The sequence below is a fragment of the Paenibacillus sp. CR_12 genome (genome assembly GCF_041953985.1).
Taxonomy (GTDB): domain Bacteria; phylum Bacillota; class Bacilli; order Paenibacillales; family Paenibacillaceae; genus Paenibacillus_AQ; species Paenibacillus_AQ lautus_A.
Map to the genome: position 1 here is coordinate 1 of NZ_JAVFHO010000003.1, position 22,710 is coordinate 22,710.

24 protein-coding genes are annotated in these 22,710 nt (G+C 51.3%); all 24 read right to left on the minus strand.

The genetic code is table 11. The annotated features are described in order from the left end of the window. Positions 1–324: 324 nt before the first annotated feature. On the minus strand, positions 325–2,067 hold the full coding sequence (locus RB297_RS12340) for a LysM peptidoglycan-binding domain-containing protein (RefSeq protein WP_375120604.1): 1,743 nt from the start codon (positions 2,065–2,067) through the stop codon (positions 325–327). 162 nt (positions 2,068–2,229) lie between these two features. Next, on the minus strand, positions 2,230–3,114 hold the full coding sequence (gene ilvE / locus RB297_RS12345; RefSeq protein ID WP_015734030.1) for a branched-chain-amino-acid transaminase: 885 nt from the start codon (positions 3,112–3,114) through the stop codon (positions 2,230–2,232). Then, entirely contained in the window at positions 3,115–4,002 is an 888-nt protein-coding gene (pheA, locus tag RB297_RS12350; protein ID WP_009594007.1) for a prephenate dehydratase, read from the minus strand. It lies immediately after the preceding gene. Next, on the minus strand, positions 3,999–4,967 hold the full coding sequence (gene thrB, locus RB297_RS12355) for a homoserine kinase (RefSeq protein ID WP_213580569.1): 969 nt from the start codon (positions 4,965–4,967) through the stop codon (positions 3,999–4,001). Before thrB ends, pheA begins: the two co-directional genes overlap by 4 nt. Beyond that, positions 4,964–6,037 carry a threonine synthase gene (thrC, locus tag RB297_RS12360; RefSeq protein WP_009594024.1) on the minus strand — a complete coding sequence of 358 codons (1,074 nt, stop codon included), beginning with the start codon at positions 6,035–6,037 and terminating at the stop codon, positions 4,964–4,966. The genes thrB and thrC overlap by 4 nt, the downstream gene beginning before the upstream one ends. 61 nt (positions 6,038–6,098) lie before the next feature. Next, positions 6,099–7,385: a homoserine dehydrogenase gene (locus RB297_RS12365; protein ID WP_015734027.1), complete on the minus strand. Its 1,287-nt coding sequence runs from the start codon at positions 7,383–7,385 to the stop codon at positions 6,099–6,101. 58 nt (positions 7,386–7,443) lie between these two features. Further along, positions 7,444–7,881 (minus strand): ACT domain-containing protein, encoded by a 438-nt coding sequence (locus RB297_RS12370; RefSeq protein WP_009594028.1) that lies wholly within the window; start codon positions 7,879–7,881, stop codon positions 7,444–7,446. 236 nt (positions 7,882–8,117) lie between these two features. Then, positions 8,118–8,777 (minus strand): hypothetical protein, encoded by a 660-nt coding sequence (locus RB297_RS12375; protein WP_096775414.1) that lies wholly within the window; start codon positions 8,775–8,777, stop codon positions 8,118–8,120. A gap of 48 nt (positions 8,778–8,825) precedes the next feature. Next, a complete protein-coding gene (locus RB297_RS12380; protein ID WP_375120605.1) occupies positions 8,826–9,575 on the minus strand; it encodes a hypothetical protein in 750 nt (249 codons plus the stop codon). Positions 9,576–9,599: 24 nt separating this feature from the next. Then, positions 9,600–10,358 (minus strand): hypothetical protein, encoded by a 759-nt coding sequence (locus tag RB297_RS12385; protein ID WP_375120606.1) that lies wholly within the window; start codon positions 10,356–10,358, stop codon positions 9,600–9,602. 20 nt (positions 10,359–10,378) lie between these two features. Beyond that, entirely contained in the window at positions 10,379–11,686 is a 1,308-nt protein-coding gene (locus RB297_RS12390) for an SPFH domain-containing protein (RefSeq protein ID WP_096775412.1), read from the minus strand. A gap of 279 nt (positions 11,687–11,965) precedes the next feature. Beyond that, on the minus strand, positions 11,966–13,276 hold the full coding sequence (obgE, locus tag RB297_RS12395; protein WP_192569323.1) for a GTPase ObgE: 1,311 nt from the start codon (positions 13,274–13,276) through the stop codon (positions 11,966–11,968). A 13-nt stretch (positions 13,277–13,289) separates the two neighbouring features. After that, on the minus strand, positions 13,290–14,030 hold the full coding sequence (locus RB297_RS12400; protein WP_228468774.1) for a Spo0B domain-containing protein: 741 nt from the start codon (positions 14,028–14,030) through the stop codon (positions 13,290–13,292). A 170-nt stretch (positions 14,031–14,200) separates the two neighbouring features. Beyond that, positions 14,201–14,512 (minus strand): 50S ribosomal protein L27, encoded by a 312-nt coding sequence (gene rpmA / locus RB297_RS12405; RefSeq protein WP_015734021.1) that lies wholly within the window; start codon positions 14,510–14,512, stop codon positions 14,201–14,203. A gap of 17 nt (positions 14,513–14,529) precedes the next feature. Beyond that, positions 14,530–14,862, minus strand: coding sequence for a ribosomal-processing cysteine protease Prp (locus RB297_RS12410; RefSeq protein ID WP_015734020.1), 333 nt, complete (start codon positions 14,860–14,862; stop codon positions 14,530–14,532). A 13-nt stretch (positions 14,863–14,875) separates the two neighbouring features. Next, positions 14,876–15,187 (minus strand): 50S ribosomal protein L21, encoded by a 312-nt coding sequence (gene rplU, locus RB297_RS12415; protein ID WP_375120607.1) that lies wholly within the window; start codon positions 15,185–15,187, stop codon positions 14,876–14,878. Between the two features lie 161 nt (positions 15,188–15,348). Continuing rightward, positions 15,349–16,584, minus strand: coding sequence for an Rne/Rng family ribonuclease (locus RB297_RS12420; protein WP_015734019.1), 1,236 nt, complete (start codon positions 16,582–16,584; stop codon positions 15,349–15,351). 118 nt (positions 16,585–16,702) lie between these two features. Continuing rightward, entirely contained in the window at positions 16,703–17,566 is an 864-nt protein-coding gene (locus RB297_RS12425; protein ID WP_192569324.1) for a M50 family metallopeptidase, read from the minus strand. Beyond that, a complete protein-coding gene (locus RB297_RS12430) occupies positions 17,559–18,467 on the minus strand; it encodes a M23 family metallopeptidase (RefSeq protein WP_096775408.1) in 909 nt (302 codons plus the stop codon). The genes RB297_RS12425 and RB297_RS12430 overlap by 8 nt, the downstream gene beginning before the upstream one ends. 173 nt (positions 18,468–18,640) lie before the next feature. After that, positions 18,641–19,435, minus strand: a complete 795-nt coding sequence (gene minD / locus RB297_RS12435) for a septum site-determining protein MinD (protein WP_009594006.1) — start codon at positions 19,433–19,435, stop codon at positions 18,641–18,643. A 3-nt stretch (positions 19,436–19,438) separates the two neighbouring features. Continuing rightward, positions 19,439–20,101 carry a septum site-determining protein MinC gene (locus tag RB297_RS12440; RefSeq protein ID WP_015734015.1) on the minus strand — a complete coding sequence of 221 codons (663 nt, stop codon included), beginning with the start codon at positions 20,099–20,101 and terminating at the stop codon, positions 19,439–19,441. An 85-nt stretch (positions 20,102–20,186) separates the two neighbouring features. Next, complete coding sequence (gene mreD, locus RB297_RS12445) at positions 20,187–20,711, minus strand: rod shape-determining protein MreD (RefSeq protein WP_192569326.1); 525 nt, start codon at positions 20,709–20,711, stop codon at positions 20,187–20,189. A gap of 1 nt (position 20,712) precedes the next feature. Then, positions 20,713–21,588 (minus strand): rod shape-determining protein MreC, encoded by an 876-nt coding sequence (gene mreC, locus RB297_RS12450; RefSeq protein ID WP_090910438.1) that lies wholly within the window; start codon positions 21,586–21,588, stop codon positions 20,713–20,715. A gap of 57 nt (positions 21,589–21,645) precedes the next feature. Then, positions 21,646–22,680 (minus strand): rod shape-determining protein, encoded by a 1,035-nt coding sequence (locus RB297_RS12455; protein WP_009593998.1) that lies wholly within the window; start codon positions 22,678–22,680, stop codon positions 21,646–21,648. Between the last annotated feature and the right edge of the window lie 30 nt (positions 22,681–22,710).

The window sequence follows — 22,710 nt, forward strand, 5'->3', positions numbered from 1 at the left end:
CGCCAGCGAATCTCGTTCGCATCAGCAACTCTTATAATATATCATGTTTGTTTCGATAATGCAAGAGGTTTTTTTAGAAAGTTTTTAATTTCATTCATCACTCTCGGCTGACCTCTGTTCCAGCGCAACCTTACGTTTCGCGACTGGATTTATAATGTATCATATTTATCGATTCGAAGGCAATACACAATTTATTCCAATACAACAATTCTTTTATATTGCCTTCCAACGATGAAGAGATTCATAGACAATACATCGTACAGCAAACAAAAAGAGACCGAAAATCGGCCCCCTCTTGTTTAACTATAATCACAACACAATGATTTAACCTCTTATCCAAGGATTGTCGCGCTTGGTTCTGGCAGAAGATTGCGGCTTGCGCGATTTCTTGGCTGCCGGTCCTGTTTTGGTTTGCTGACGATGGACTTTGGCTTTCGGCTTGTTATTCTCTTCAATGCCGGCCTCTCCGGATATGGATGGCCCCGTAGCGTTTTCAAATTCACTGCTAACCGTCACATTGCTTTGCTTCGTTTCGAAAGGAGCTGTAGCATTGAATTCGGAATCGATCGGCTGGTCATTTTGTCGATCATTCCAGTTCGGTTCATATGGATTTACAAATGAAGGATAGGCTCCATGTGTTCCCATAGGTACAGACGGAGAGCCGTATGCACCAGCATTGTAGTTCATTCCCCCCTGCCACGGTTGATACGATGCCCCCATGTCAGGCGCGTATGGACGATGCCCATGTTGTGGGTACCCGAAATGCGGCATGTGATGGTGTGAACCCACTTCTCCCCCGTGGCATCCGCAAGGAGACGGAACATAACCATATGTCATTGCGGTATGATGATGCTCAGGATATGGATGGTAGTCGGAAACCATATTCCCTGTATAAGATTCCGTGATCGAGAACTGGGAATATTCCATGCTCATCGGCTGTTCAGAAAGACCCGGATATCCTGAAACTGTACTTTCCCAGCCTTCATTGTAGGAAACAGGCATCACTTCCTGCGGCATGTTGTGATACGGATGGACGGCATTGCCATAATCGGCGCCCGGCCATTTCATAGGCTCATGACACCCGCAGGGACCTTCATGAAGACCGAATGGAGGCATTGCAAATGCGGGTGCCTCTTTAAAAGGAAACTCCGGACACGGATGAGGCATCATCTGCATCGGCATCTGGGCAAAAGGCGGACATGGTTCGGCTATGGGATGAACAGGATGCGGTAACGGCATGGTTTTGACAGGATACGTATACTCCGGCTCCATAGGTTTATATGGAGATATGAATTCGGGTTTAAACTCTGGTTTAAACTCTGGCTTGAACTCCGGTTTGAATTCTGGTTTGAAATCTGGTTTAAACTCTGGCATGATTACGGGCATTTTAAATTCCGGCATCACTTCCGGTTTTTTCACCTCTGGCATAATCTCTGGTTTCTTGATTTCCGGCATGATGATCGGCTTCTTGATTTCAGGTAATATCTCCGGTTTGTATTCCGGTTCCATTTTCTTAGGCTCCTCGGGGAAAGGCGAAATCTCCGGAAGCTTCGGCAGAATCGGCGGCTCAGGCTCCTTAACCTCAGGAACGACCGGAGGCTGCTCGATCGGCGCTGTTATTTCTTCCTTAACTCCGGTGTAATCCTTGCTGCCGGGTTTCTTCTTGCCTGCAGCTGCACCGCTGCCACTGCTCATGGAAACCCCGTCATCAACGCCGGACTCCATAGAACCGCCTGATGAAGGGATGTTGACGACTTCTCCCACCAGCAGGGCATTCGGATTTTTAAGCTGGGGATTGGCATTGATGATTTCCTTCAGAGTGACTCCCCATGCCTTGGACAGTTTCCAGAGGGAGTCTCCCTGCTTTACCGTATGCTTATGGATAATGGGTTGGCTGCCGTCGGGGACCTGAACGGGCTCGGTCGGAACTTTGATCTTGGCACCGACATCGAGCTTATTCGGATCCACCAGCTGTGGATTGGCATCGATGATTTTCGCTAAAGGTACGTCGTATTTTTTGGACAGCTCATATAGGGTGTCGCCTTCCTTGACGATGTGTATCTTCACGCCGCTAAAACCTCCTACACTCTTCTAGGCGTCATGTAATTCGCCCGCTTTCGTTACTACATCCTATGCACGGAATAGGCGATTGACATCCCTCTGGGCAAAAAAAATCCTTTCATCGACATGAAAGGATGTTTAAGTCGTTTATTTAGTTGTCCTGAAACCCTAGGATTCCCATACTTTATAACCGTCTTGATCCACAATTTTGCGGAATTCCTCCAGCAATTGCAGCGTAACGGGACCAGCCTGGCCTTTTCCGATGATCCGTCCGTCGATTTCGCGGGCCGCAATGACCTCAGCAGCCGTGCCCGTAAAAAATACTTCGTCCGCAATATATACGTCATGCATGCTGAACGGCTCTTCCTTCAGTTTAATGCCGAGTTTCTCGCATAAATCGATAATGGCCTGGCGCGTAATGCCTTCGAGTGCGCCAAGATAGCACGGAGGCGTAGTGACCACGCCGTTTTTGACGATGAAAATGTTGTCCCCGGAGCCTTCCGTCACATATCCCTGCGCGTTCATCATAATAGCCTCATCCGCTCCCGCAAAGTTGGATTGGATCTTCACGAGGATATTGTTCAAATAGTTCAAGGATTTGATTTTCGGGTTAAGCGCATCCGGTATGTTACGCCGCTGGGCAACGGAGACGGCCTTCAGGCCATTGAGATAAGCTTCTTCGGAATAAATCGCCAGCTGCTCCACAATGATCAACACGGTCGGTTTAGGGCAGCGGCGCGGATCCAGCCCCAAATTGCCGGCACCGCGGGATACCACGATACGGATATACCCATTCCGCATGTCATTGCGTCGAATGGTCTCGGCCATAGCCTCCAGCAGTTCTTCATATGCCAGGGGGATGACTAAATCGATGGACTTGGCGGAATCATACAGCCGGTCCAAGTGCTCTTTGCACTTAAAGATGTTGCCGTTATATATTCGAATGCCTTCGAATATGCCGTCTCCGTACAGAAACCCATGGTCAAAAACGGATACTTTAGCATTCTCTTTCGTGACATATTCTCCATCTAAATAGATCCATTGCTCCGACATTTACTTAACCTCCATTTTCTCACTCTCATAGGCGTAACCCGGATAAGAGCCCAGCACTCGAACCAGACATCCCAGCGCTTCAATCTCTCCCATGGCGGCAACCAACAGAACGGAATCCGCTGCGGCCATGACATCGATATAAAAATAGTAATTACCGAGCTTCTTCTTCGTTGGACGGGATTCGATCCGCGACAGGTTCAGGCGACGCCACGCAAAAGCGGAAAGCACCTGATGCAGCGCTCCCGGCACGTCTTCTGGAAGCGTTACGAGAATGCTGGTCTTGATATGTTCCGGCGAACGGTTGACCAATATCGGCTCGCGTCCGATCAGCACAAACCGTGTGTAATTGTTATCATGGTCGGTAATACGCTCGGCAAGCACGTTTAATTCGTGGGTGGCCGCGCCTAGCGAAGTGCCGATTGCCGCCCATCCCCGGCCGGGATTCTCCTTTACGATCTTAACCCCTTCGGAGGTGCTGCCCACTTGCTCCAACTCAGCCTGCGGTGCAGCCTTCGCTAGGAACTGACGACACTGGGCTGTCGCAACTTGGTGGGACCAGATCTTTTTGATCTGACTGTAATCCATCGTTCCGTCACTTGAACGGAATTCGGCAGCATTACCGATCAGGTTCTGGATGGAGGGATAGACCCACTCCACCTGCATCGGCAGATCCACCTCATTGACCAGCCAATCCATATGAAGGCTTACGGAGCCTTCAATGGTGTTCTCGATCGGGATCACGCTGTAATCGCTTTTTCCTTCTACTGTTGACATAAATACATCAGAGATCAGTTTATGGTGGACAAATTCCACCGGCTCGCCATTTAGGAGATAAAGTATCGCTTCATGAGATACCGATCCTGAGGGCAACAAGGCTATTTTTTTCATGCGGTAACTTCCCCTCTAATCATATCCAAAAAGGATCTATTATTAATATCATCCAAGAGCTGGACGCCTTCCGCAACTGGATTCAATGGGTAGCACGAAGACTGGATTCCTTCCGCCTTCATCGTCTCCGTGAGATACGCGCCCAATTCTTCTGCACGCGGTTCGTTCCGGTCCACCAGCGCAATCATCGTCGGACCCGCTCCGCTCAGCGCGATGCCGAGTGCCCCATGATCAGGCGCTTCGGCCAAAATCTTGGACATCCCCGGTACAAGCGGCGCACGGTATGGCTGATGAATCCGGTCTTTCATCGCGGCACGAATCAAGTCCAGTCTGCCTGCCGAAAGAGCAGCGGTCATTAAGGAGGACCGACTAATATTATATACAGCATCCGCTAAACTGACCTGGGCGGGCAGCGCTTCCCTTGCTTTGGATGTCGCCAGCTCGAAATCGGGAATCACCACGAGCGTTCCAAGGTCCGCCGGAGGTTCAATGCGCATATAATCCGCATGGGATCCATCCCATACGGCGGCAATGATTCCTCCAAATAAAGAAGCCCCCACATTATCAGGATGCTTCTCAAGATTCGTCGCCATATCAAAAAGCTTGGAATCCGGCAGTGGTGACCCGATTAGAGCGTTGGCTGCAGCCAGCGCGCCTACGATCGCCGATGCGCTGCTGCCAAGGCCGCGGGTAAGCGGAATTTCGGAATACATGGAAATCTCGAGATCAGGAACTGCCTGTCCCGCTTCTTCAAAAACCATTTGAGCCACCTTATAGATCAGGTTGCTCTTATCGGTCGGCAGACCGCCCATCTCATCGCCATGAAGATGGAACACGGTCTTCTCCGACGCTTTCATCTCGATCCAGGAATACAGGGACAATGCCATGCCGAGCGTATCGAATCCGGGTCCCAAATTAGCCGTGCTGGCCGGAACCTTCACCCGGACGCCTTGGGACAAACTCATACCCGCGCAGCTCCTTCAAGCTTAGCAATGGCATCCATTACGGCCGATTCCGTATCCGATACGACGAGCGGTTCGGCGTTCACGGTAGAAATCGCGATATTCGGATCTTTCAGCCCATGTCCTGTCAGCACACAGACAACGGATTCCCCACCTTTAAAATATCCCTCTCGCTTCATTTTATAAACGCCTGCGATGGAGGCGGCCGATCCTGGCTCGGCAAAAATCCCCTCACGCGATGCGATTTTGCGGTATGCTTCCAAGATTTCCTCGTCCGTGACGTAATTAATTTGTCCGCCGGATTCCTCAGCCGCGGCAACCGCGGTTTTCCAGCTGGCCGGGTTCCCGATGCGGATGGCCGTCGCTACCGTTTCCGGATTCGGAATAGGCTCACCCTTGACGATAGCCATGGCGCCTTCCGCCTCGAACCCAAGCATCTTCGGCAGGGAAGTGGATTTACCCGCTGCGTGGTATTCTTTAAATCCTTTCCAGTAAGCGGAGATGTTCCCCGCATTGCCGACCGGAATGGCCAGTACGTCCGGAGCTTTGCCCAACTGGTCAACGACTTCGAATGCAGCCGTCTTCTGGCCTTCGATACGATAAGGATTCACGGAGTTTACCAGCGAAATCGGGTGCTTGGCCGTGATCTCGCGAACGATTTCCAGCGCGCGGTCAAAGTTCCCTTCAATCGCGATCACCTTCGCTCCGTAAATCATCGCCTGCGCGAGCTTGCCCAGCGCGATATTGTTGTTCGGAATGATCACGATGCAGTTTAATCCGCCGCGAGCGGCATAAGCAGCAGCCGCAGCCGATGTATTGCCCGTCGAAGCGCACATGATGGTACGGCTTCCTTCTTCCATTGCTTTCGCGACGGCCATGACCATCCCGCGGTCTTTGAATGAACCTGTCGGGTTCAGCCCTTCGAATTTGAAATGCAAATCGATTCCGAGCTCTTCGGATAGATTCACGGCTTTGATGAGCGGGGTATTCCCTTCCTTAAGCGTTAGCAGCGGGGTACGCTCATTTACCGGCAAATATTCTCTGTAGGTTTGCAGCAATCCTTCATACGGCATCTCTCATGTTCTCCTTTTCTTATGAAAAAATTATATATGTTGATTTAATGGATGCTAATCCTTATCCTTCAACGCGGTAAACACTTTTGATTCGGCGAATGACTTCCAGCCCTTCAAAGTGATTCAGCACTTCGTCCATGCTGGCTTTGCTCGCATTGTGCGTAACGATGATTATCTCTGCGTCCGGGTTGTGCTCGTTCGGCTGCTGAACAACGGACTCCAAGCTAACGTTATATTGAGCGAACACCTGCGTTATTTGCGCCAGCACTCCTGCTTTATCGTCCACATGAAGCAGGATGAAATTCTTGTACATGATCTGCTCATCGGTTTTGAGCTTCTTCGGTTTATAAGGAACGATGGCTTTCAGACCGTTAACGCCGAGCTTCAGATTCTTGATGACCGCCACCAGGTCTGCCACAACGGATGTCGCGGTTGGCATCTCGCCCGCGCCCGCTCCGTAGAACATCGTTTCGCCGACGGCCTCCCCGTATACATACACCGCGTTAAATACGCCGTTCACGGCGGCGATGGGATGACCTTTGCGAACCATCGTCGGCTGGACGCTGATGCTGAATTCATCGTCCTGACGCTCCGCGATACCGAGAAGTTTCATCTCGTAGCCCAGACGTTTGGCATAAGCGATATCATCTTTCGTAACCTGCGAAATGCCCTTGACGGATACATCCTGGAGCTCAACGTTCGTGCGGAAACCGAGGGTACCGAGTATTGCCATTTTGCGGGCCGCGTCCAAGCCTTCCACATCGGATGTCGGATCGGCTTCCGCGTACCCCAGCTCCTGAGCTTCTGCCAGGACATCCTCATAGGAGGCGCCTTCCTGGCTCATCTTGGTCAAGATAAAGTTGGTCGTACCGTTCACGATCCCCATGATTTTCATGATACGATCCGATGAGAAGCCTTCAATCAGCGTACGGATAATGGGAATGCCGCCGGCTACGCTTGCCTCGTAGAACACGTCGCACTGCTTTTCTTGCGCCTTGGCCAATATTTCGGCACCGTGCAGGGCCATCAGATCCTTATTGGCGGTTACGATGTGCTTGCCGCGCTCAAGCGCTTCGAGGATGTAGGTTTTCGTCTGCTCGATCCCGCCCATCACTTCAACGATGACATCAATCTCGGGATCGCGAATGACCGCCCAGGGATCTTCCGTTAATTTACTCTGATCCACATTGACGCTGCGGTACTTCTCCAAATGTTTGACGGCGATGCGCTCGATCGTAATCGGCGAACCGACCTGACTGCTCAAATCCTCCTGATGCCCCTCAACGATGCGGACAACGCCTGTTCCTACGGTTCCTAATCCCAAAAGCCCTACTTTGACCGGTTTCATTAATACACTACCTCCTGTATCCCATCACATAGATATCTATTTATTCGTCGTTTCTACCCTAACCTTGCCCTATCATCTGCACTCTTCTGACTCCGGCTATCCGCCTCAATCCGTCAAGCAGATCATCCAGCTCCTCATTCAGCCGGGAAACTTCGACGGAAATAACGACATTCGCGATTCCTTGCAGCGGGATGCTCTGATGAATGGTTAGCACGTTCCCGCCTTCACCCGCTACCAGCCCCAGCACCTCGGATAGCATGCCCGAGCGATGTTCCATATCGATGGAAATCGTTACGATTTCATCACGTTCCAATTGATTGATAGGGTGGATGCCGTCCTTGTACTTGTAAAAAGCGCTGCGGCTAAGCCCTACCTGCTCGACGGCTTCATGAACCGTCCTCACGTCTCCCGACGCCAGCAGTTTTTTCACTTGCATCGTTTTAACTACAGCCTCGGGAAGGATGTCTTCCCGGACCAGATAGTAGCGTTCCTTCACAAACGTCCTCTCCTCAAAGACTACTGTATTCGTATAGTGGACATTATACTGGATATACCCCGTAAGGGCAATACATAAGTGACCCATTTTTAGCGAGCCCGATATTTCCGGGCCAACCCTATAGCCTATACTATATCGCAATTCGAAACGGAACTCATCGGTATTCACGTCAAATTTGCAAATGATGCGTTAAAAAAACAGCCCCCGGTATTCCGGAGACTGCCGATCACTTCAAGCTAACTGGTGTATCTCATGGTCAAGCCGCAGTACTCGCACTCTTTTTCCTCATGCCGTGAAATCACGGTTCTTGCGCCGCAGCCGGAACATGCCACAGACTTGGATTCCGTCTTCGTTTGAGATTCAACGGGGTTTACCGGCTCTCTATGCAGCGAACGGATCACCAGCGCGCCATCCTCAATCTTCCCGGCAGGAAGCATGCGCTCCTTCAACATATAGTTCAAATCCCGGATCACATGGGCCGGACTTTGGTTCGCAACGATCGCGATATGCTCGATGTAAATTAGCCGCCGCTGCAAGACAGCCTCCCTGTAAATTCCGAGCAGCTTCCGGAATTTCTTGTCTAAGAAGTCGGCAGCAACCAGCAAAAACAACGCGGGGATTAATATACACAACGCCATCGCTAAATTATCGTTTAAGAACTGCTCGCTGGATTCGCTCGTCACTAAATTGATTACCAGGATAACAATATAAGTGCCGAACAATACCCATCCGACCAATCTAAGGTTCCTTCCCTGATAACTGTGATGCTGCTGCGTGGGCAGAATACGAAACGCAGCGATAATCAAAGCTAATGGAAAAAACACATACGTCAGTCCAATAATAAAATAATCGAATGAGGTAAATTGCGATTTAAAAGGCTTTACCGGAACGCTCATACGAAGTTCTCCCCAGTCTCTTCTCTTTTAAATGGTACATCCGACGTGCTATGCCACAATCACGGTACCGCAATACTCGCATTCCTTCCCCTCCACATGCGTTACGACCGTTCTTGCTCCGCAGCCGGGGCATTCCACGGATTTAGGAGCCGGATCGGACGCAGGTTCGGTTCGGGATATGGGGGCCGGACCTGCAGTCGTATCGCCCAATGAATACTGCACGCGCTGCCCGCTGCGCGAAACGAATTTGCCACGGAATGGTTCGGACTTTCTGTGCAAGGACGGGATGAGAACAACTCCGTTGTCGAGCTTTCCGTTAGGCAGCATACGCTCTTCAAACATGAACGTGATATCCCGGATCACGTGTGCAGGCGATTGTCTCGCCTCACGGGCAATATGTTCGACCTGGACGAGCCCTCGATGCAGGATGGCATTCGAATAGAATTGAAGCAAGCTGCCGAATTTCTTGTCTTCCTTATTGGCGATCACCAGCATGATCATGGCTGGGACCAGAATGATTACGCCCCAAACGACGGTGGCCGAATAGAGGCTTTCGATATCTTTGTCATCAATCGTCGCAAGAATCATGAGCAATTCTATGATTCCATAGGTAATGGCAAGCACCCAGCCGAAGAGACGGTTGTTCCTCCCCTTGCAACGGTTGTGCCGATGGGTGACAAGGACCCGAACGGCTGCCAGCACGATGGCCAGCGGAAAAAAAAGCACGGCCAACGCGATGATCGAATAATCCATTTTCGTGAACTTAAGTTTAAAACGCTTCAGATTAGAAGCTCCCATATGCTATCCCCTCTATCATCTGCATTAGGTTGATCCCGCCTTTGCCTTCAGAAGCAACGTATTGCGATCCTGCACCGTTCGGAGAATATCGCGGATGATAGGAACGGTTTGCTCTGCCAGTTCCTTGCGCTGTTCAGCTTGCGCCTCGCCGATCAACGTTACTTGGTCCTCCAGCATCGCAATTTTTTGCTGAATCAACTGCTCCTCTTCATATAAGGAGGTATGTGATATGGGATCACTATAACGCAGCGTCTCTTCAAGCTCGGCTATCTGCCGTTCCAACGACGGCATGTTCTCTCCCGGCAGTTCGCTTAGCTTTCTGCGAATCTCCCCGATCCAGGCTACAGTCTCTCTCTTGACCGCGAGATGATCGCTTTCCTTTCGCTCCTGTGCGCCCGCATATTTTGCCGCCAGGAATACGAGCCCAAGAACAACGAAAAATCCAAAAAGCGTAATCAGATGAATCATGAAATACGAGGATACAGGCAGCTTAAATAAGTATCCCAGCAAAATAACCTCCAGCACAACGGACACCGTATAGATACCAATTATGATGCCGGAAGCAATATAAAATGGGGTGCCTGACGAAGCTGCCTTCCCCCTGCCGATGACAGAGCGGATAAATAGGAGAACGGCCGCTTCGGCGCATCCGACGGCAACCCCCGATATCCAAGAATTCGGCTGAAACATCCCGCCGACCCATCCAAATAAGAGGATCGTGACAAACGGAAGCGCAATGGCTGCCAGCCATGCCCCGTTTCGATCCTTGGTTCTTGTATTCACCTGATTCCCCCGCTTTCGCTTCACATCAATTTATGACCGCACTCCATGCAAAACTTCTGGCCCGGTTTGATCTCATGATCGCACCCCGGACATGTCAGCGCGTGACTCGACCCGCAGTGCGGGCAAAACTTGGCTTCGGCATCCACCAATTCTCCACATGCCCGGCAAGGCATCGGCAGCGGTGCACCGCAATCCGGACATTCGGCAGCGCCAGCCGGGTGATCATGTCCGCACTTCGGGCATGCATGGTAAGGGTCGCCGCAGTGAAGGCAGAACTTTGCATTCGGAGCCAGGGGCTGCCCGCAATCGTTGCACAGGATGGCTTTCGCCGGCGCTTCATCGGCCTGAGTCTGAAACGACTGGCCGCAGCCCGAACAGAACCGCGCTTCTTCCCCGTTCAGCATTCCGCATTTGGTGCATGCCTTCTGCTCGATTTGCTTATCGTTCTTCTCTTGAGGCTTGGCATGGTCAAACATATGGCCGACGGTCTCATACATCGGACCGACCATTCCGAGTCCCATGCCCAGCCCCGTCCCCATGGCCGCAGCCGGGCTTCCGGGATTCTTCGCCGCTCCCTCAAGCGTATTAAAGGTTCTTTCCTGATGGTAGGTATAACCGATGATATCCATCTCCGCTTTTTTTGCCAACGCTTCCTTGATTCGGACAGCTGCAGGATCATGCTCCGGTATATTGATGGAATCCACATAAAAATTCAGCAGGGTAATCCCCATCTCTTCAAATGAAGGCGCAATCGCTTCCATGATGTGCTTGGATATTTCCGCTATGTAAGCATTGATTTCCACAACGCTGATTTTTTTCCGAACGATATAGGAGGATATGATTTCCGTAATGTTGGACATCAGCACGCCGCGGTAATATTTGACCAGCGTTCCCTGATCAAAGGTTGGCAGGGTACCGACCATGGTTCCCAGAAATTTTCGCGGATCGCTGATTTGAACGCCGAATTGGCCAAAGGCTCGGAGCGATACGATGATGTTGTATTTCGGATCCTGCAGCTGGATCGGCGAGCTGGTCCCCCATTTCACGTCCAGCGAACGAAGTTTGTTCACAAACCAGACTTCTGCCGTAAAGGGAGACTTCCCTCCGAATGGAAGATTGATGACATTGGATAAAATCGGGATGTTTGCCGTACTCAGCGTATGCCGCCCTGCCGGGAAAGAGTCCAGTGCCTGCCCCCCCTTATACAGGATCGCCTCCTGCGTCTCATGAACAATAAGCTGGGTCCAGGTGCCTAACTCCTGATTCGGATAACGCCAGGCAAACACATCCGGCGGGCCTTCGTATTTTACGACTTCAATAATAGCCATAGTTCTACTCTCCTTTTTGCGCCGTTCCTTCCATCCTGAGATCTATGGAAAAGGTACTATTGTACTACTATTGTATACGATTTACCCGATAAGTGGATGCAAAATTTGGAAAGCTTGATCCGGCATTTCGAGCCAGACTCCCAGCCAATGGAATATACGGCTGCGCACGCTTGATTCACGATTTATGGGAAGCCTCCTTCGCTCACGAAAAAAAATACCGCCAAGCCTGCTGTAGACAGACCTTGCGGTATTTTTGTTATACATATATTCATCTGAACATCAATAGTAACTGCTGCCTTCGACAAATTCGAATTCGAAATCGCCGATCCGTACGATGGTGCCTTCCGTCGCGCCCCGTTTCCGCAGCTCTTCATCAATGCCCATATGACGCATCGTTCTGGCAAGCTTCAGGATCGCATCATGCGAATTCATCTGCATCCGTTTCAGCATTCGCTCAATTCGCTCACTGTGCACCACATACATTTCATTGTCTCTGGTGACGGTGAAGGAATTGTCGTTCTGCGCTTTGAATTTATACACCTTGCGCTCGGAAACTTCGGATACTTCTTCAATCGCCGGCTCATCCGGAATGCTCTCCAGCACATCGATCGTGCGGTAAAGAAGTTCCTGGATCCCCTGACGGGTCAGCGAGGAGATCGGCATCACCTCGATGTCAGGGCGAATCTCCTTCACCTTCTCTTTGAAGGCCGTTAAGTACTCCTCTGCTTCCGGCATATCCATTTTATTGGCGGCTACGATTTGCGGCCGTTCGATCAGAACCGGGTTATAGAGCCTAATCTCATCGTTGATTTTTTGCCAATCCTCGAACGGATCCCGTCCTTCCGTGCCTGCCATATCCACGACGTGGATAATGACGCGGGTTCGTTCCACGTGCCGGAGGAATTCGTGGCCAAGTCCCACGCCTTCATGGGCACCTTCAATCAGGCCAGGCAGGTCAGCCATGACAAAATTGCGCCCGTCGCCGACCTCAACCATGCCCAAATTCGGCGTGATGGTCGTGAAATGATATGCCCCGATCTTCGGCTGAGCCGCGGATACAACAGACAACAGGGTGGATTTGCCAACGCTCGGGAATCCGACGAGACCTACATCAGCCATCACTTTAAGTTCCATGGTTACGTAGCGCTCTTCGCCCTCTTCTCCATTCTCGGCAAGCTCGGGCGCCGGATTGTTCGGCGTGGCAAAGCGGATGTTTCCGCGGCCCCCGCGGCCGCCTCTGGCAACAACAACCTGTTGACCGTGACGGGTCAAATCGCCAATCACTTCACCGGTATCGTCATCCGTTAAGATGGTACCCGGCGGAATACGGACAATCATGCTCTCCGCATTGGCCCCATGCTGGCTCTTATTGCGGCCCTTTTCCCCGCGCTTGGCCTTGAAATGCTTCTGGTAACGGAAATCCATCAACGTGCGCAGTCCTTCGTCCACCCGGAAAATCACGTCGCCGCCCTTGCCGCCGTCGCCGCCGGCAGGTCCGCCTTCAGGAACGTATTTCTCACGGCGAAACGCAATGAGCCCATCGCCGCCGTCGCCGCCTTTTACATATACTTTTGCCTTATCTACAAACATGAAATCACCTTCCTCAAGTCACAAACGGCAGATACAAGCGGTACGAGGTCTCCCCCGGCTCCGTCTGCTCCACCCGAATGCCTTCGCCTTTTACGGATTGTTCAATCTGAAGCTTCAAGCCCTCCGGGTCTCCAAAGGAACCTTCTCCTAGAGCCCATACGATCAGCTCTTGCTCCTGCTGCATAAATGTTAATGTTAACTGCCGGGTATCCCCCCATGACGCCGTTCCGCTCAATTGAAAGGCTCTCACCGTTTGAATGATCGCTTCGGTAAAAGACTCTGCCGTTTGTGGCGATACTTTGTCTTCCAGCTGTACCTGGTCCACCACTTCAACGCAGAGCTGCAGGTTGCTGCTGTACGTTCGGTATGAATGTAAATAAAAAACCAGTGAAGGAATGCCAAGCTTGGAGATCCTGCTCTCCGTCGCCATCCTGTCCTTTATTCTTTCCACAGAACCCACGGTTTTATCATGCTTCCCCAGTTGAATGTAGCCGTACAAAATTTGAAGCTCATTCATCCAATCATGACGATGGTGATTCAACATCTGAATCGCCGTCTGCTCCATATTCCGAATGATGGCTTGCTGCCTGCGCTCGTCCGATTTACGGACAAGCCATGCTCCGCAGGCAGACGCGGCGACAGCCCAAGCCGTCAACACTGCTCCTGCAGCCAAGGATGGTTTCCATACCATCCATGCCACCGGTATTACGGAGGTTAACCCCGCCACAGCTGCTATCCATTTCCAGGATTTCATCGCTTCTCCTCGTCTTTCAACAGCAATTGGTTACATTCACCAAATCCCAGTATATCATAGACTTTCAGGACGGTTCATCCCCTGGATGATCATTCTTTGCGCAATTTACAAAAAAAGAAGCCCCGGCAACGATGCCGAAAGGCTTCTTCTGTATGCAGCATAAGAAACGATTAAGCTTCAACTGCAGCCGCTACTGGAGCGACATCAACCGGGTAGACGCTCACTTTCTTGCGATCACGACCCCAACGTTCAAATTTCACAACGCCGTCAACTTTCGCAAACAAAGTATCGTCTTTACCGATACCCACGTTCGTGCCTGGATGAATTTTCGTTCCGCGTTGACGAACCAAGATGCTGCCGCCAGTCACTGCTTGACCGTCTGCACGTTTCACGCCAAGACGTTTCGATTCGCTGTCACGACCGTTCTTTGTGGAACCTACACCTTTTTTCGATGCGAATAACTGAAGATCCAATTTCAACATGTTGTCTACCTCCTTCTTCAAGTAGTCAATTCTTGTATTCTTATATACTTGCCGTACGAATCGGCAATTCCCTGTAACATAACAACCATGGATTCGAGAAGCAGTTGAACTTGGCCGGAGACGGAATCATCTGCCGTAGGCGGAAGATTCGCGCTAAGAAAGCCGCCCTTCATCCGGGTCTCCATAACGGTTCCGGTTAACGCTTCAATGGAATTCACCGTTCCCACGGTAATGCTGGAAACTCCAGCACATACAATATCTTCACCTGGATCGGCATATCCCGCGTGCCCCGTTACCTTGAAGCTATGGATCCGTCCATCTTCCCCGCGCAGTACTTGTACAGTAATCAATTACCGCACCTTCTTACGCTTGGATTTTCTCGATGGTTACTTTAGTGTAAGGTTGACGATGACCTTGCTTCTTGTGGTAGTTCTTCTTCGGCTTGTATTTGTATACAACGACCTTACGGCCTTTACCGTGCTTCTCTACCTTTGCAGTTACAGTCGCACCGGAAACAACCGGAGTTCCTGCTACCAATCCGTCCTCTTTGGAAACGGCCAGTACACGGTCGAAAGTCACGCTCTCGCCGTCACCTGTAGTCAGCTTCTCGATGAACAATACGTCGCCCTCTTGAACTTTGTATTGTTTACCGCCTGTTTCGATAATAGCGTACATTTGCTTGCACCTCCCTATGTCTCAGACTCGCCTGGTATAAAGGTGTCCGTCCTAAAAGGAACGTTCTTGTGAACCCAACCGGAGCGGTTACAGCATGTGCAGCAACCTATCACTAGACACATACCCAATGATAATATCATATTCCCCGTTCACCGTCAACATCATTCTTCGATAACCACGCCCCGGCCTCCGCAGGTTCCGCAAGGCTTGGCAAAGGGGAGCGACGAGCTTTCCCGGGCTTTTTTGCGGGTCATTTCCAGCAGTCCCAGCTTGGTCCAGCCGACCACAAAGCTCTTCGTGCGGTCTTTGCGCATAACGGCCTCCATGACTGAAACCACCTGCTGCCGGTGCTCTTCATGATCCATATCGATGAAATCCACGATAATAATGCCCCCGATATCCCAGAGGCGAAGAATCCTTGCGATCTGCTGCGCAGCCAGAAGATTCGTCTTCAGTACCGTTTCCTCGAAATTATCCCCGCCGATATATTTGGCTGTGTTCACGTCGATGATCGTCATGGCTTCGGTTTGGTCTACGACGATGGTCACGCCCTCGGGAAGCGTGATTTTCCTTGCGAAGCTGGCTCTCATCTGCTCGTCCAACCCGTACGCTTGAAAAATCGGGCCTCCTTCCGAGTAATATGTAACCTTAGGCTCCATTCCCGGAACGGTTTCCTTCAAATAACTCTTGGTTTCCTCGCCTTTCTGCTTGCTGTCGATCACAAGCTCGTCATGCAGCGGATCAAAGGCATCGCGCAGAAACCGCTGCAGCAGGCCTAAATCGCGATGCAGCAGCGCCGGAACGGGCGCAGATTCCGCCTTGTCGAGAATCCGGGCCCACTCTTTTCGCAGATACTCCAGATCTCCCTTTATGAATTCCAGGGGCTCGTCCTCCGACACCGTTCGGATGATGATTCCCTCTTCATCTGTGCGAAGCTGCTCGCCGATGCTCTTCAGCCGGGCCCTTTCCGCATCGCGTCCGATTTTCTTGGAGACGGCAACATAGTCCGCAGTCGGCATATACACCATGCATCTGCCCGGAAGCGAAAAATGCGTCGTTACCCTCGCTCCCTTGCCGCCTCTGGGTTCCTTCATGACCTGCACGATCAATTCCTGCCCCGCCGTCAGCAGCTGCGAGATCGAAGGCTTCTGCTTGGGCTGCTTCTCTAAATGCGGATGGAGCACATCATCGATATATAAAAACGCGTTTTTTTTCAGCCCGATATCTACAAAAGCCGCCTGCATCCCCGGCAGCACGTTCACGACCCTGCCTTTATAAAAGCTTCCGACAACACTTTGCTCACGACTCCGCTCAACGGCGAATTCGGCTAACCTCCCATCTTCGATGAGGGCCATCTGAATGGTCTCATGTTCACAATGAACTATCATTTGCCTCATGGCTTCACCTCTCAAATGGAAGACGATATTCTATTGTTTTATCCTAACACAATCTCTGATGACATGAATGGATAAAGAATCTTGGCCCGCCCCCCGTCTTCCTCATGATGTTTACGATTTACGCATACCAGGGCGGACCAGTTGATGCAAAATAAGAAGAGATCACATGCTGCTCCGGAACAACGGCAAGCAGGCTGCCGCGTCCGCTCATGACATAAATCAAATGATACTTCTCTCGTTTAAATAGACGCATGATATCATCCAAAGGTTTCGAAGAATCTGCAACGATTGGCTGGGCAGGACCGAGTCCGTCCAAATTCCGTTCATAAACCTCGCTCCGATTGACCAAAAATCTTAAAAACCGGTAATGGACGTTCCGATAGTCTTCGAAATTGGAATACGCCAGGAAAAGGCCGATCATCAGCACATTTAAACGAATGCCGTCTCCAGAGAATAACGGCTGCAATCCGTAACCGATCATAATTAAACTGCACAAAATGCCTGCGCGGGAAGCCCACAGCAAGGTGGCATGATAAGGAGCGAGCAGGCTGATGACGGCCTGCAGCACTTTGCCGCCGTCCAGCGGCAGAATCGGAAGCAGGTTAAACAACGCGATGACGAGATTCCCTTGAATGATGTAAGACAGCAGCTGCTCGTCACCCCACCCCGCCCATTGGCAGGCCAGGGTAATGCCGATCATGATGACATTTTGCAGCGGTCCCGCAAGCGCAATGATGATCTCCTTCATCGCAGTCATCCTGCCGTCGTCTTCAATGACAGCAACGCCGCCGAACGGCAGCATCTGAATGGCTCGTACCTTGAACCCCATCGCTGCCGCGGCGGCGGCATGTCCCAATTCATGAATAAACACGATAATAAACAGGGTCAGCAACTCCAGGAAGCGACCGGTGAATACGGATGCCAGCATGACAATGACAAAGAGCGGATGCAGCGACAAGACCGTTCCCTTAAACTTAATCAAACGGAATCACTTCCGCCGGATCGACGTCACGATCCCCCTCTTTGAGTTCGAAATAAAGGGAGGGCGGGCTGCCTGTGCCTGAAGATGCCAAAGTCCCGATAATATCTCCGCCTTGGACCCAGTCATTCGCCTTAAGCCCGGTTTCCGCCAGCCTGCTGTATGTCGCCGTTCGCTCTCCCGTATGCTGTATGCGTACCGTAATCCCGTTCTCAGGATGTTCTTTAACCTCAAGGACGCGCCCGGTCTCTATACTTTTAACCGCCCGGTCCGCTAAAGAACCCCCTCCGGCTTCCAGAACGATGCCTTTCAGATCAACGGCAAAGGATTGAACCACCCTTCCCGAAAGCGGAGGAACCAAAGAGGTCCCGGCATTCACCTTCGTCGAATGCTCGTCGGTTTGTCCAAAAATCGGAATAAAGGACGGCGCGCTGCCAAAATGCTCCTCGTACCATACCTGAGCCGCCTGGAAATCCATCTCATGGCTCAGCCCTTCAATGATAAATGCCTGCGCGCGAAGGGCCCACGGCTGCTGAAACGAAAATACGCCCCATGCCAATCCAAACACCAGTGCACTGACGGCAACGCGGCGGATCAAGCCCGACAGGAACGAAGCTTTTCTTGGCGGTTCTCCCGGAGCACCGGGATCCGGCGTATCATACCAACCGCGATGCCCTTGCTTCCAAAGCCGCTCGGGATCCGGTTCATGCTCTGCGTAACGTGGGGACGGGTTCGCTATGTTGTCCTTGATGAAGCCTGTCTTTGGATTATGGGGATTAGCGGGTGTTCTATCGGGAAGCGCCGTCCAAGACGGCTTATCGTCCTGCGCCGTGAACTGCTCCCCTTCCAGCAGTTCGCGAATGCGGGCTTCTCTTCGGTTCTTGACGGAAGTTTTGATGTCCATTGTTCTCTCCCCCTTGGGGCTTGTTTTCTTACTCTATCCTATGAGGAGATGAGAGAGATTTAGAACAAGCCCTGATGAAGAGGCGGACGGGTTCTGCGAAAGCCGCTCAGACCGCCGAAGGTGAAAAACAAAAAAAACCGATGCCTCCCGGCACCGGTTCTTGGTCGAAACCCTTAACCCATTCCAAAAAACTTTTTGAATTTGGTGAACATTCCTTTTTTCTGATGGATTTGCATCAGCGGAACGGTATCGCCAAGGATACGCCGGGCGATGTTTCTATAGGCGATGGCTGCCTGGGAATCCGGGTTCATCACCGTAGGCTCCCCGATGTTGGCCGCTTTAATGACCATTTCATCATCAGGCACGATACCGATCAGATCGATATTCAGCACCTGCAGCACATCTTCGATTTCGAGCATGTCCCCGGATTTCACCATATTCGGGCGAATCCGGTTCACCACGAGCTTCGGAGACTCGACATGCGAGCTCTCCAGCAGGCCGATAATCCGATCCGCGTCCCTTACGGCCGCATTCTCGGGCGTCGTGACGACAATCGCTTTGTCCGCGCCGGCGATGGCATTCTTGAATCCCTGCTCGATTCCGGCCGGACAATCGATAATGACGTATTCGAATTCCTTTTTCAATTCAAGTACGATATCTTTGACCTGCTCCGGAGAAACGGCATTCTTGTCCTTGGTCTGGGCTGCAGGAAGCATATACAGCTCATCAAAGCGCTTGTCCTTGATCAGCGCCTGGTTAAGTCGGCATCGCCCTTCCGCAACGTCGCACAAATCGTATATAATCCGGTTTTCCAGGCCCATCACGACATCCAAATTGCGAAGACCGATGTCCGTATCAACCAGACACACTTTTTTTCCGAGCAGTGCCAAAGCTGTGCCGATGTTCGCCGATGTCGTCGTTTTACCGACTCCGCCTTTACCTGAAGTTACGACGATTGCCTCTCCCATGTTCTACACCCCTTTAAACACATTAAAATCCCGACCCAAACGTGAGATGTTGCTGATCTTGTCGATCTCCATGCTTCCGTCCTTCAAATACGCAAACTCCATGACCGTTTCCCGCGTTTCCCATTCATCCGGCGGTCTGCTGATCATCTGGGAGATACGAAGCTGGGTAGGGGCAAAATACGAAGCCGCTATAATCGCTTCCTCGTTGCCCTCTACACCGGCGTGCGCGGTTCCGCGCAGAGCGCCCAATATGTAAATGTCGCCGGTGCACGTAATCGTCCCGCCTGGATTCACATCGCCGAGGAACAAGAGATCGCCGTCATGATGCAGCACCTGTCCGGAACGCACCATCCCCGTCTTAAGCGCAAGCTTTTCCTCCGGAACGAGCTCGGACGCAAGCGGCGGCGATTCCACATTGCGTATCAGCAAGTTGCCCTTTTGCTTCAATATGTCAAGAATCGTCTGCTTCTCTTCTTCGGAAATTTGCCGGGAACCCAGCTTCACATCCACATGAATGATGGGTCCGGTCAGAATATTCTGATGACTATGCTCCAGCTTATAGCGGAGCTCGCCAAGCAATTCCTCCAGCTCGCATTGATCGTCAAGCAGGAATACCAGGCCATCTTTGATGCCCTTAATCGTCACATGATTGGATTTTACAGCCATAAGCCTGTCCCTCCCATCCCTATACATTTCGCGCTCAAACCTACAAGTTCCTGCTAGTCTAGTAAAATGTCATATTGGAGAGGGTTCAGGTTGCCTTCCTTCTCTGATTCTTCGTTACCAGCTCAATCTGCTTGCGTAAGGGAACGTAAATTGCCAGAGCAAAGGCAAAATGAACAAGGAGATTGGGAAGCATATGATGAAGCAGTGACCAATTATAAGAAGTCGGGTTGAGTCGAAATACCTTATATATGCCAAAAAGCGTACTGTCAAACAACAAGCTTCCCAGAATGACAATGGTCATCATCATGGGCAGCGGCGCCCGCGGGGACTTGAAGACAAGCCCCACCAGATATGCGGATACGCCCATAGCAAACGAATAAGTGCCAATCATCTCGCCGTAATACACGATATCGTGAAGCATGCCGAATAGGAGTCCGAGCACGAGCCCCGTGTGGCGATGGTAATAAATCGATACAAAAAACAAACAAACCAACACGAAATTAGGATAAATCTGAAGCTGCAGCGAGCTTGGCGTTAACCAGAAAAACACCGTGCCCTGCAGAATAAACAGCACGAACAGCAGCAGGACCAGAATCTGTTTACGTGCCATACTATTCCGGCTCCTCAGGCGTAAAGACAACGATCAGATACTTCCAGTCGTCAAACTTGGCCGCCGGTTCGATCGTAGCCGTTCTGCTTTGACCGTATTGGCTTACCTGAACGCTTTTCACCTCACCGATAATCAAGCCTTGCGGTATAACGCCTCCGGCACCGGATGAGATGATTTTATCTTTGGGCTTAATCGGATCATCTTCTGTAATACGCGTCATGAGCAGCGTGTTGGTCTTCTCATCGTAGCTCTCGACCACGCCGAACGTCTTATCCTCTTTGCCGATGGCCGTGACCGAAATCGGCTGCGGATTCGGATCCTGGGCGTCCATCGTGGTCAGCAGTTTCACCGTGGAGGTGAAATTGCTCACGCTGCTGATGATGCCAACCATGCCATCCACTGTGGTAACCGACATGTTTACTCTGACTCCATCTCGTTCGCCCAGATCAATGACAAGCGTACGGTTGTTTGGATCCGAGTTGACGCTGAGAACCTGTGCAGTACGATATTCGTATTTGTCCCTATTTTTCTGGTTTTCGGTAAAATTAAGTTGATCCTTCAGCGCCTCGTAATTAGCTTTCATGTTGTTGTAACTGGCGCTCTCCCGGGAATATTGGGCTACCGCTCTTCGCAGTTCCTCATTCTCTTCATAGATTTCCTTCATGTTCCGTACATCTTCAAAGAAACCCGCTATATAAGCAGCGGGCTTATAAAACACACTTTGCACAAAACCGACCGTATCTTTGACGAATTTTTCAGGCCAAGATAAAGAAGCTCTCGGGCCGAGCGTAAACCCCATAATAGCGATAAACGCTACCAGCCCGATGAGCATAATGAACAAACGCTTATTGCCTAGCAGCTTAAACAGTTGCAACACCCTCTAACTTACTGTTTTCTCTCCCAACATTAGGGGTTTACACTTTTATTTTGGTTTCTACCGTTTGGAACGGACGGCAGAGCTGCTCCGGGATTTAAACAAGTGAATGTTCTCGAGCGCTTTACCTGTGCCAATGGCCACGCAATCCAGCGGATTCTCCGCAACGATGACCGGCATGCCGGTCTCTTCGGCAAGCAGCTTGTCCAGGTTGCGAAGCAATGCGCCGCCTCCCGTAAGCACGATGCCCCGGTCCATAATATCCGCAGCAAGCTCCGGAGGACATTTCTCAAGGGTAACCTTAACGGCTTCAACGATGGCATTAATGGTGTCTGCCAACGCTTCGCTGATCTCATCCGATGTAATCGTGATCGTCTTCGGCAGACCCGTCACCAAGTCGCGGCCGCGAATTTCCATCGTTTCCACGGTCTCCAGCGGCATCGCGGAGCCTACTTCCATCTTGAGCAGCTCGGAAGTGCGTTCACCGATCATCAAGTTGTATTGGCGTTTGATATAAGAAATAATGGACTCGTCCATTTCATCGCCCGCAACGCGCACGGAGCGGCTGGTTACAATCCCGCCAAGGGAAATGACCGCAACCTCGGTCGTGCCTCCGCCGATATCTACGACCATGCTGCCCGTAGGCTCCCACACGGGCAAGTCTGCACCGATTGCCGCTGCAAAAGGCTCCTCGATCGTGTAGGCTTCGCGTGCACCCGCTTGCTTGGTCGCATCTTCAACCGCACGCTGCTCGACCGCCGTAATGCCGGAAGGTACGCATACCATCACGTTCGGATGGCGCGGGAAGATGGAACGCTGCTTCTGCGCTTGACGAATAAAGTATTTAATCATCGTAGCCGTTGTATCAAAATCGGCAATGACGCCGTCTTTCATCGGACGAATGGCACGAATGTTGCCTGGCGTCCGTCCAATCATTTTCTTAGCCGATTCCCCGACGGCTTCAATGCTCTTTGTATCTGTACGCAGAGCAACCACGGAAGGCTCTCTTACGACAATTCCTTTTCCACGGACATAAACCAGCGTATTTGCCGTCCCCAAATCGATTCCCAAATCTTTCGTAAAACCACCTAACATGATGTATCTCCCTTTCTTCGTCAATCTGAA

Coding starts and splice junctions, on each gene's coding strand:
- ilvE (WP_015734030.1), bottom strand. CDS start 3,114: ATGTCGGAGCAATGGATCTATTTAGATGGAGAATATGTCACGAAAGAG.
- pheA (WP_009594007.1), bottom strand. CDS start 4,002: ATGAAAAAAATAGCCTTGTTGCCCTCAGGATCGGTATCTCATGAAGCG.
- thrB (WP_213580569.1), bottom strand. CDS start 4,967: ATGAGTTTGTCCCAAGGCGTCCGGGTGAAGGTTCCGGCCAGCACGGCT.
- thrC (WP_009594024.1), bottom strand. CDS start 6,037: ATGCCGTATGAAGGATTGCTGCAAACCTACAGAGAATATTTGCCGGTA.
- RB297_RS12365 (WP_015734027.1), bottom strand. CDS start 7,385: ATGAAACCGGTCAAAGTAGGGCTTTTGGGATTAGGAACCGTAGGAACA.
- RB297_RS12375 (WP_096775414.1), bottom strand. CDS start 8,777: ATGAGCGTTCCGGTAAAGCCTTTTAAATCGCAATTTACCTCATTCGAT.
- RB297_RS12380 (WP_375120605.1), bottom strand. CDS start 9,575: ATGGGAGCTTCTAATCTGAAGCGTTTTAAACTTAAGTTCACGAAAATG.
- RB297_RS12390 (WP_096775412.1), bottom strand. CDS start 11,686: ATGGCTATTATTGAAGTCGTAAAATACGAAGGCCCGCCGGATGTGTTT.
- obgE (WP_192569323.1), bottom strand. CDS start 13,276: ATGTTTGTAGATAAGGCAAAAGTATATGTAAAAGGCGGCGACGGCGGC.
- RB297_RS12400 (WP_228468774.1), bottom strand. CDS start 14,030: ATGAAATCCTGGAAATGGATAGCAGCTGTGGCGGGGTTAACCTCCGTA.
- rpmA (WP_015734021.1), bottom strand. CDS start 14,512: ATGTTGAAATTGGATCTTCAGTTATTCGCATCGAAAAAAGGTGTAGGT.
- rplU (WP_375120607.1), bottom strand. CDS start 15,187: ATGTACGCTATTATCGAAACAGGCGGTAAACAATACAAAGTTCAAGAG.
- RB297_RS12420 (WP_015734019.1), bottom strand. CDS start 16,584: ATGAGGCAAATGATAGTTCATTGTGAACATGAGACCATTCAGATGGCC.
- RB297_RS12430 (WP_096775408.1), bottom strand. CDS start 18,467: ATGGACATCAAAACTTCCGTCAAGAACCGAAGAGAAGCCCGCATTCGC.
- minD (WP_009594006.1), bottom strand. CDS start 19,435: ATGGGAGAGGCAATCGTCGTAACTTCAGGTAAAGGCGGAGTCGGTAAA.
- RB297_RS12440 (WP_015734015.1), bottom strand. CDS start 20,101: ATGGCTGTAAAATCCAATCATGTGACGATTAAGGGCATCAAAGATGGC.
- mreD (WP_192569326.1), bottom strand. CDS start 20,711: ATGGCACGTAAACAGATTCTGGTCCTGCTGCTGTTCGTGCTGTTTATT.
- RB297_RS12455 (WP_009593998.1), bottom strand. CDS start 22,680: ATGTTAGGTGGTTTTACGAAAGATTTGGGAATCGATTTGGGGACGGCA.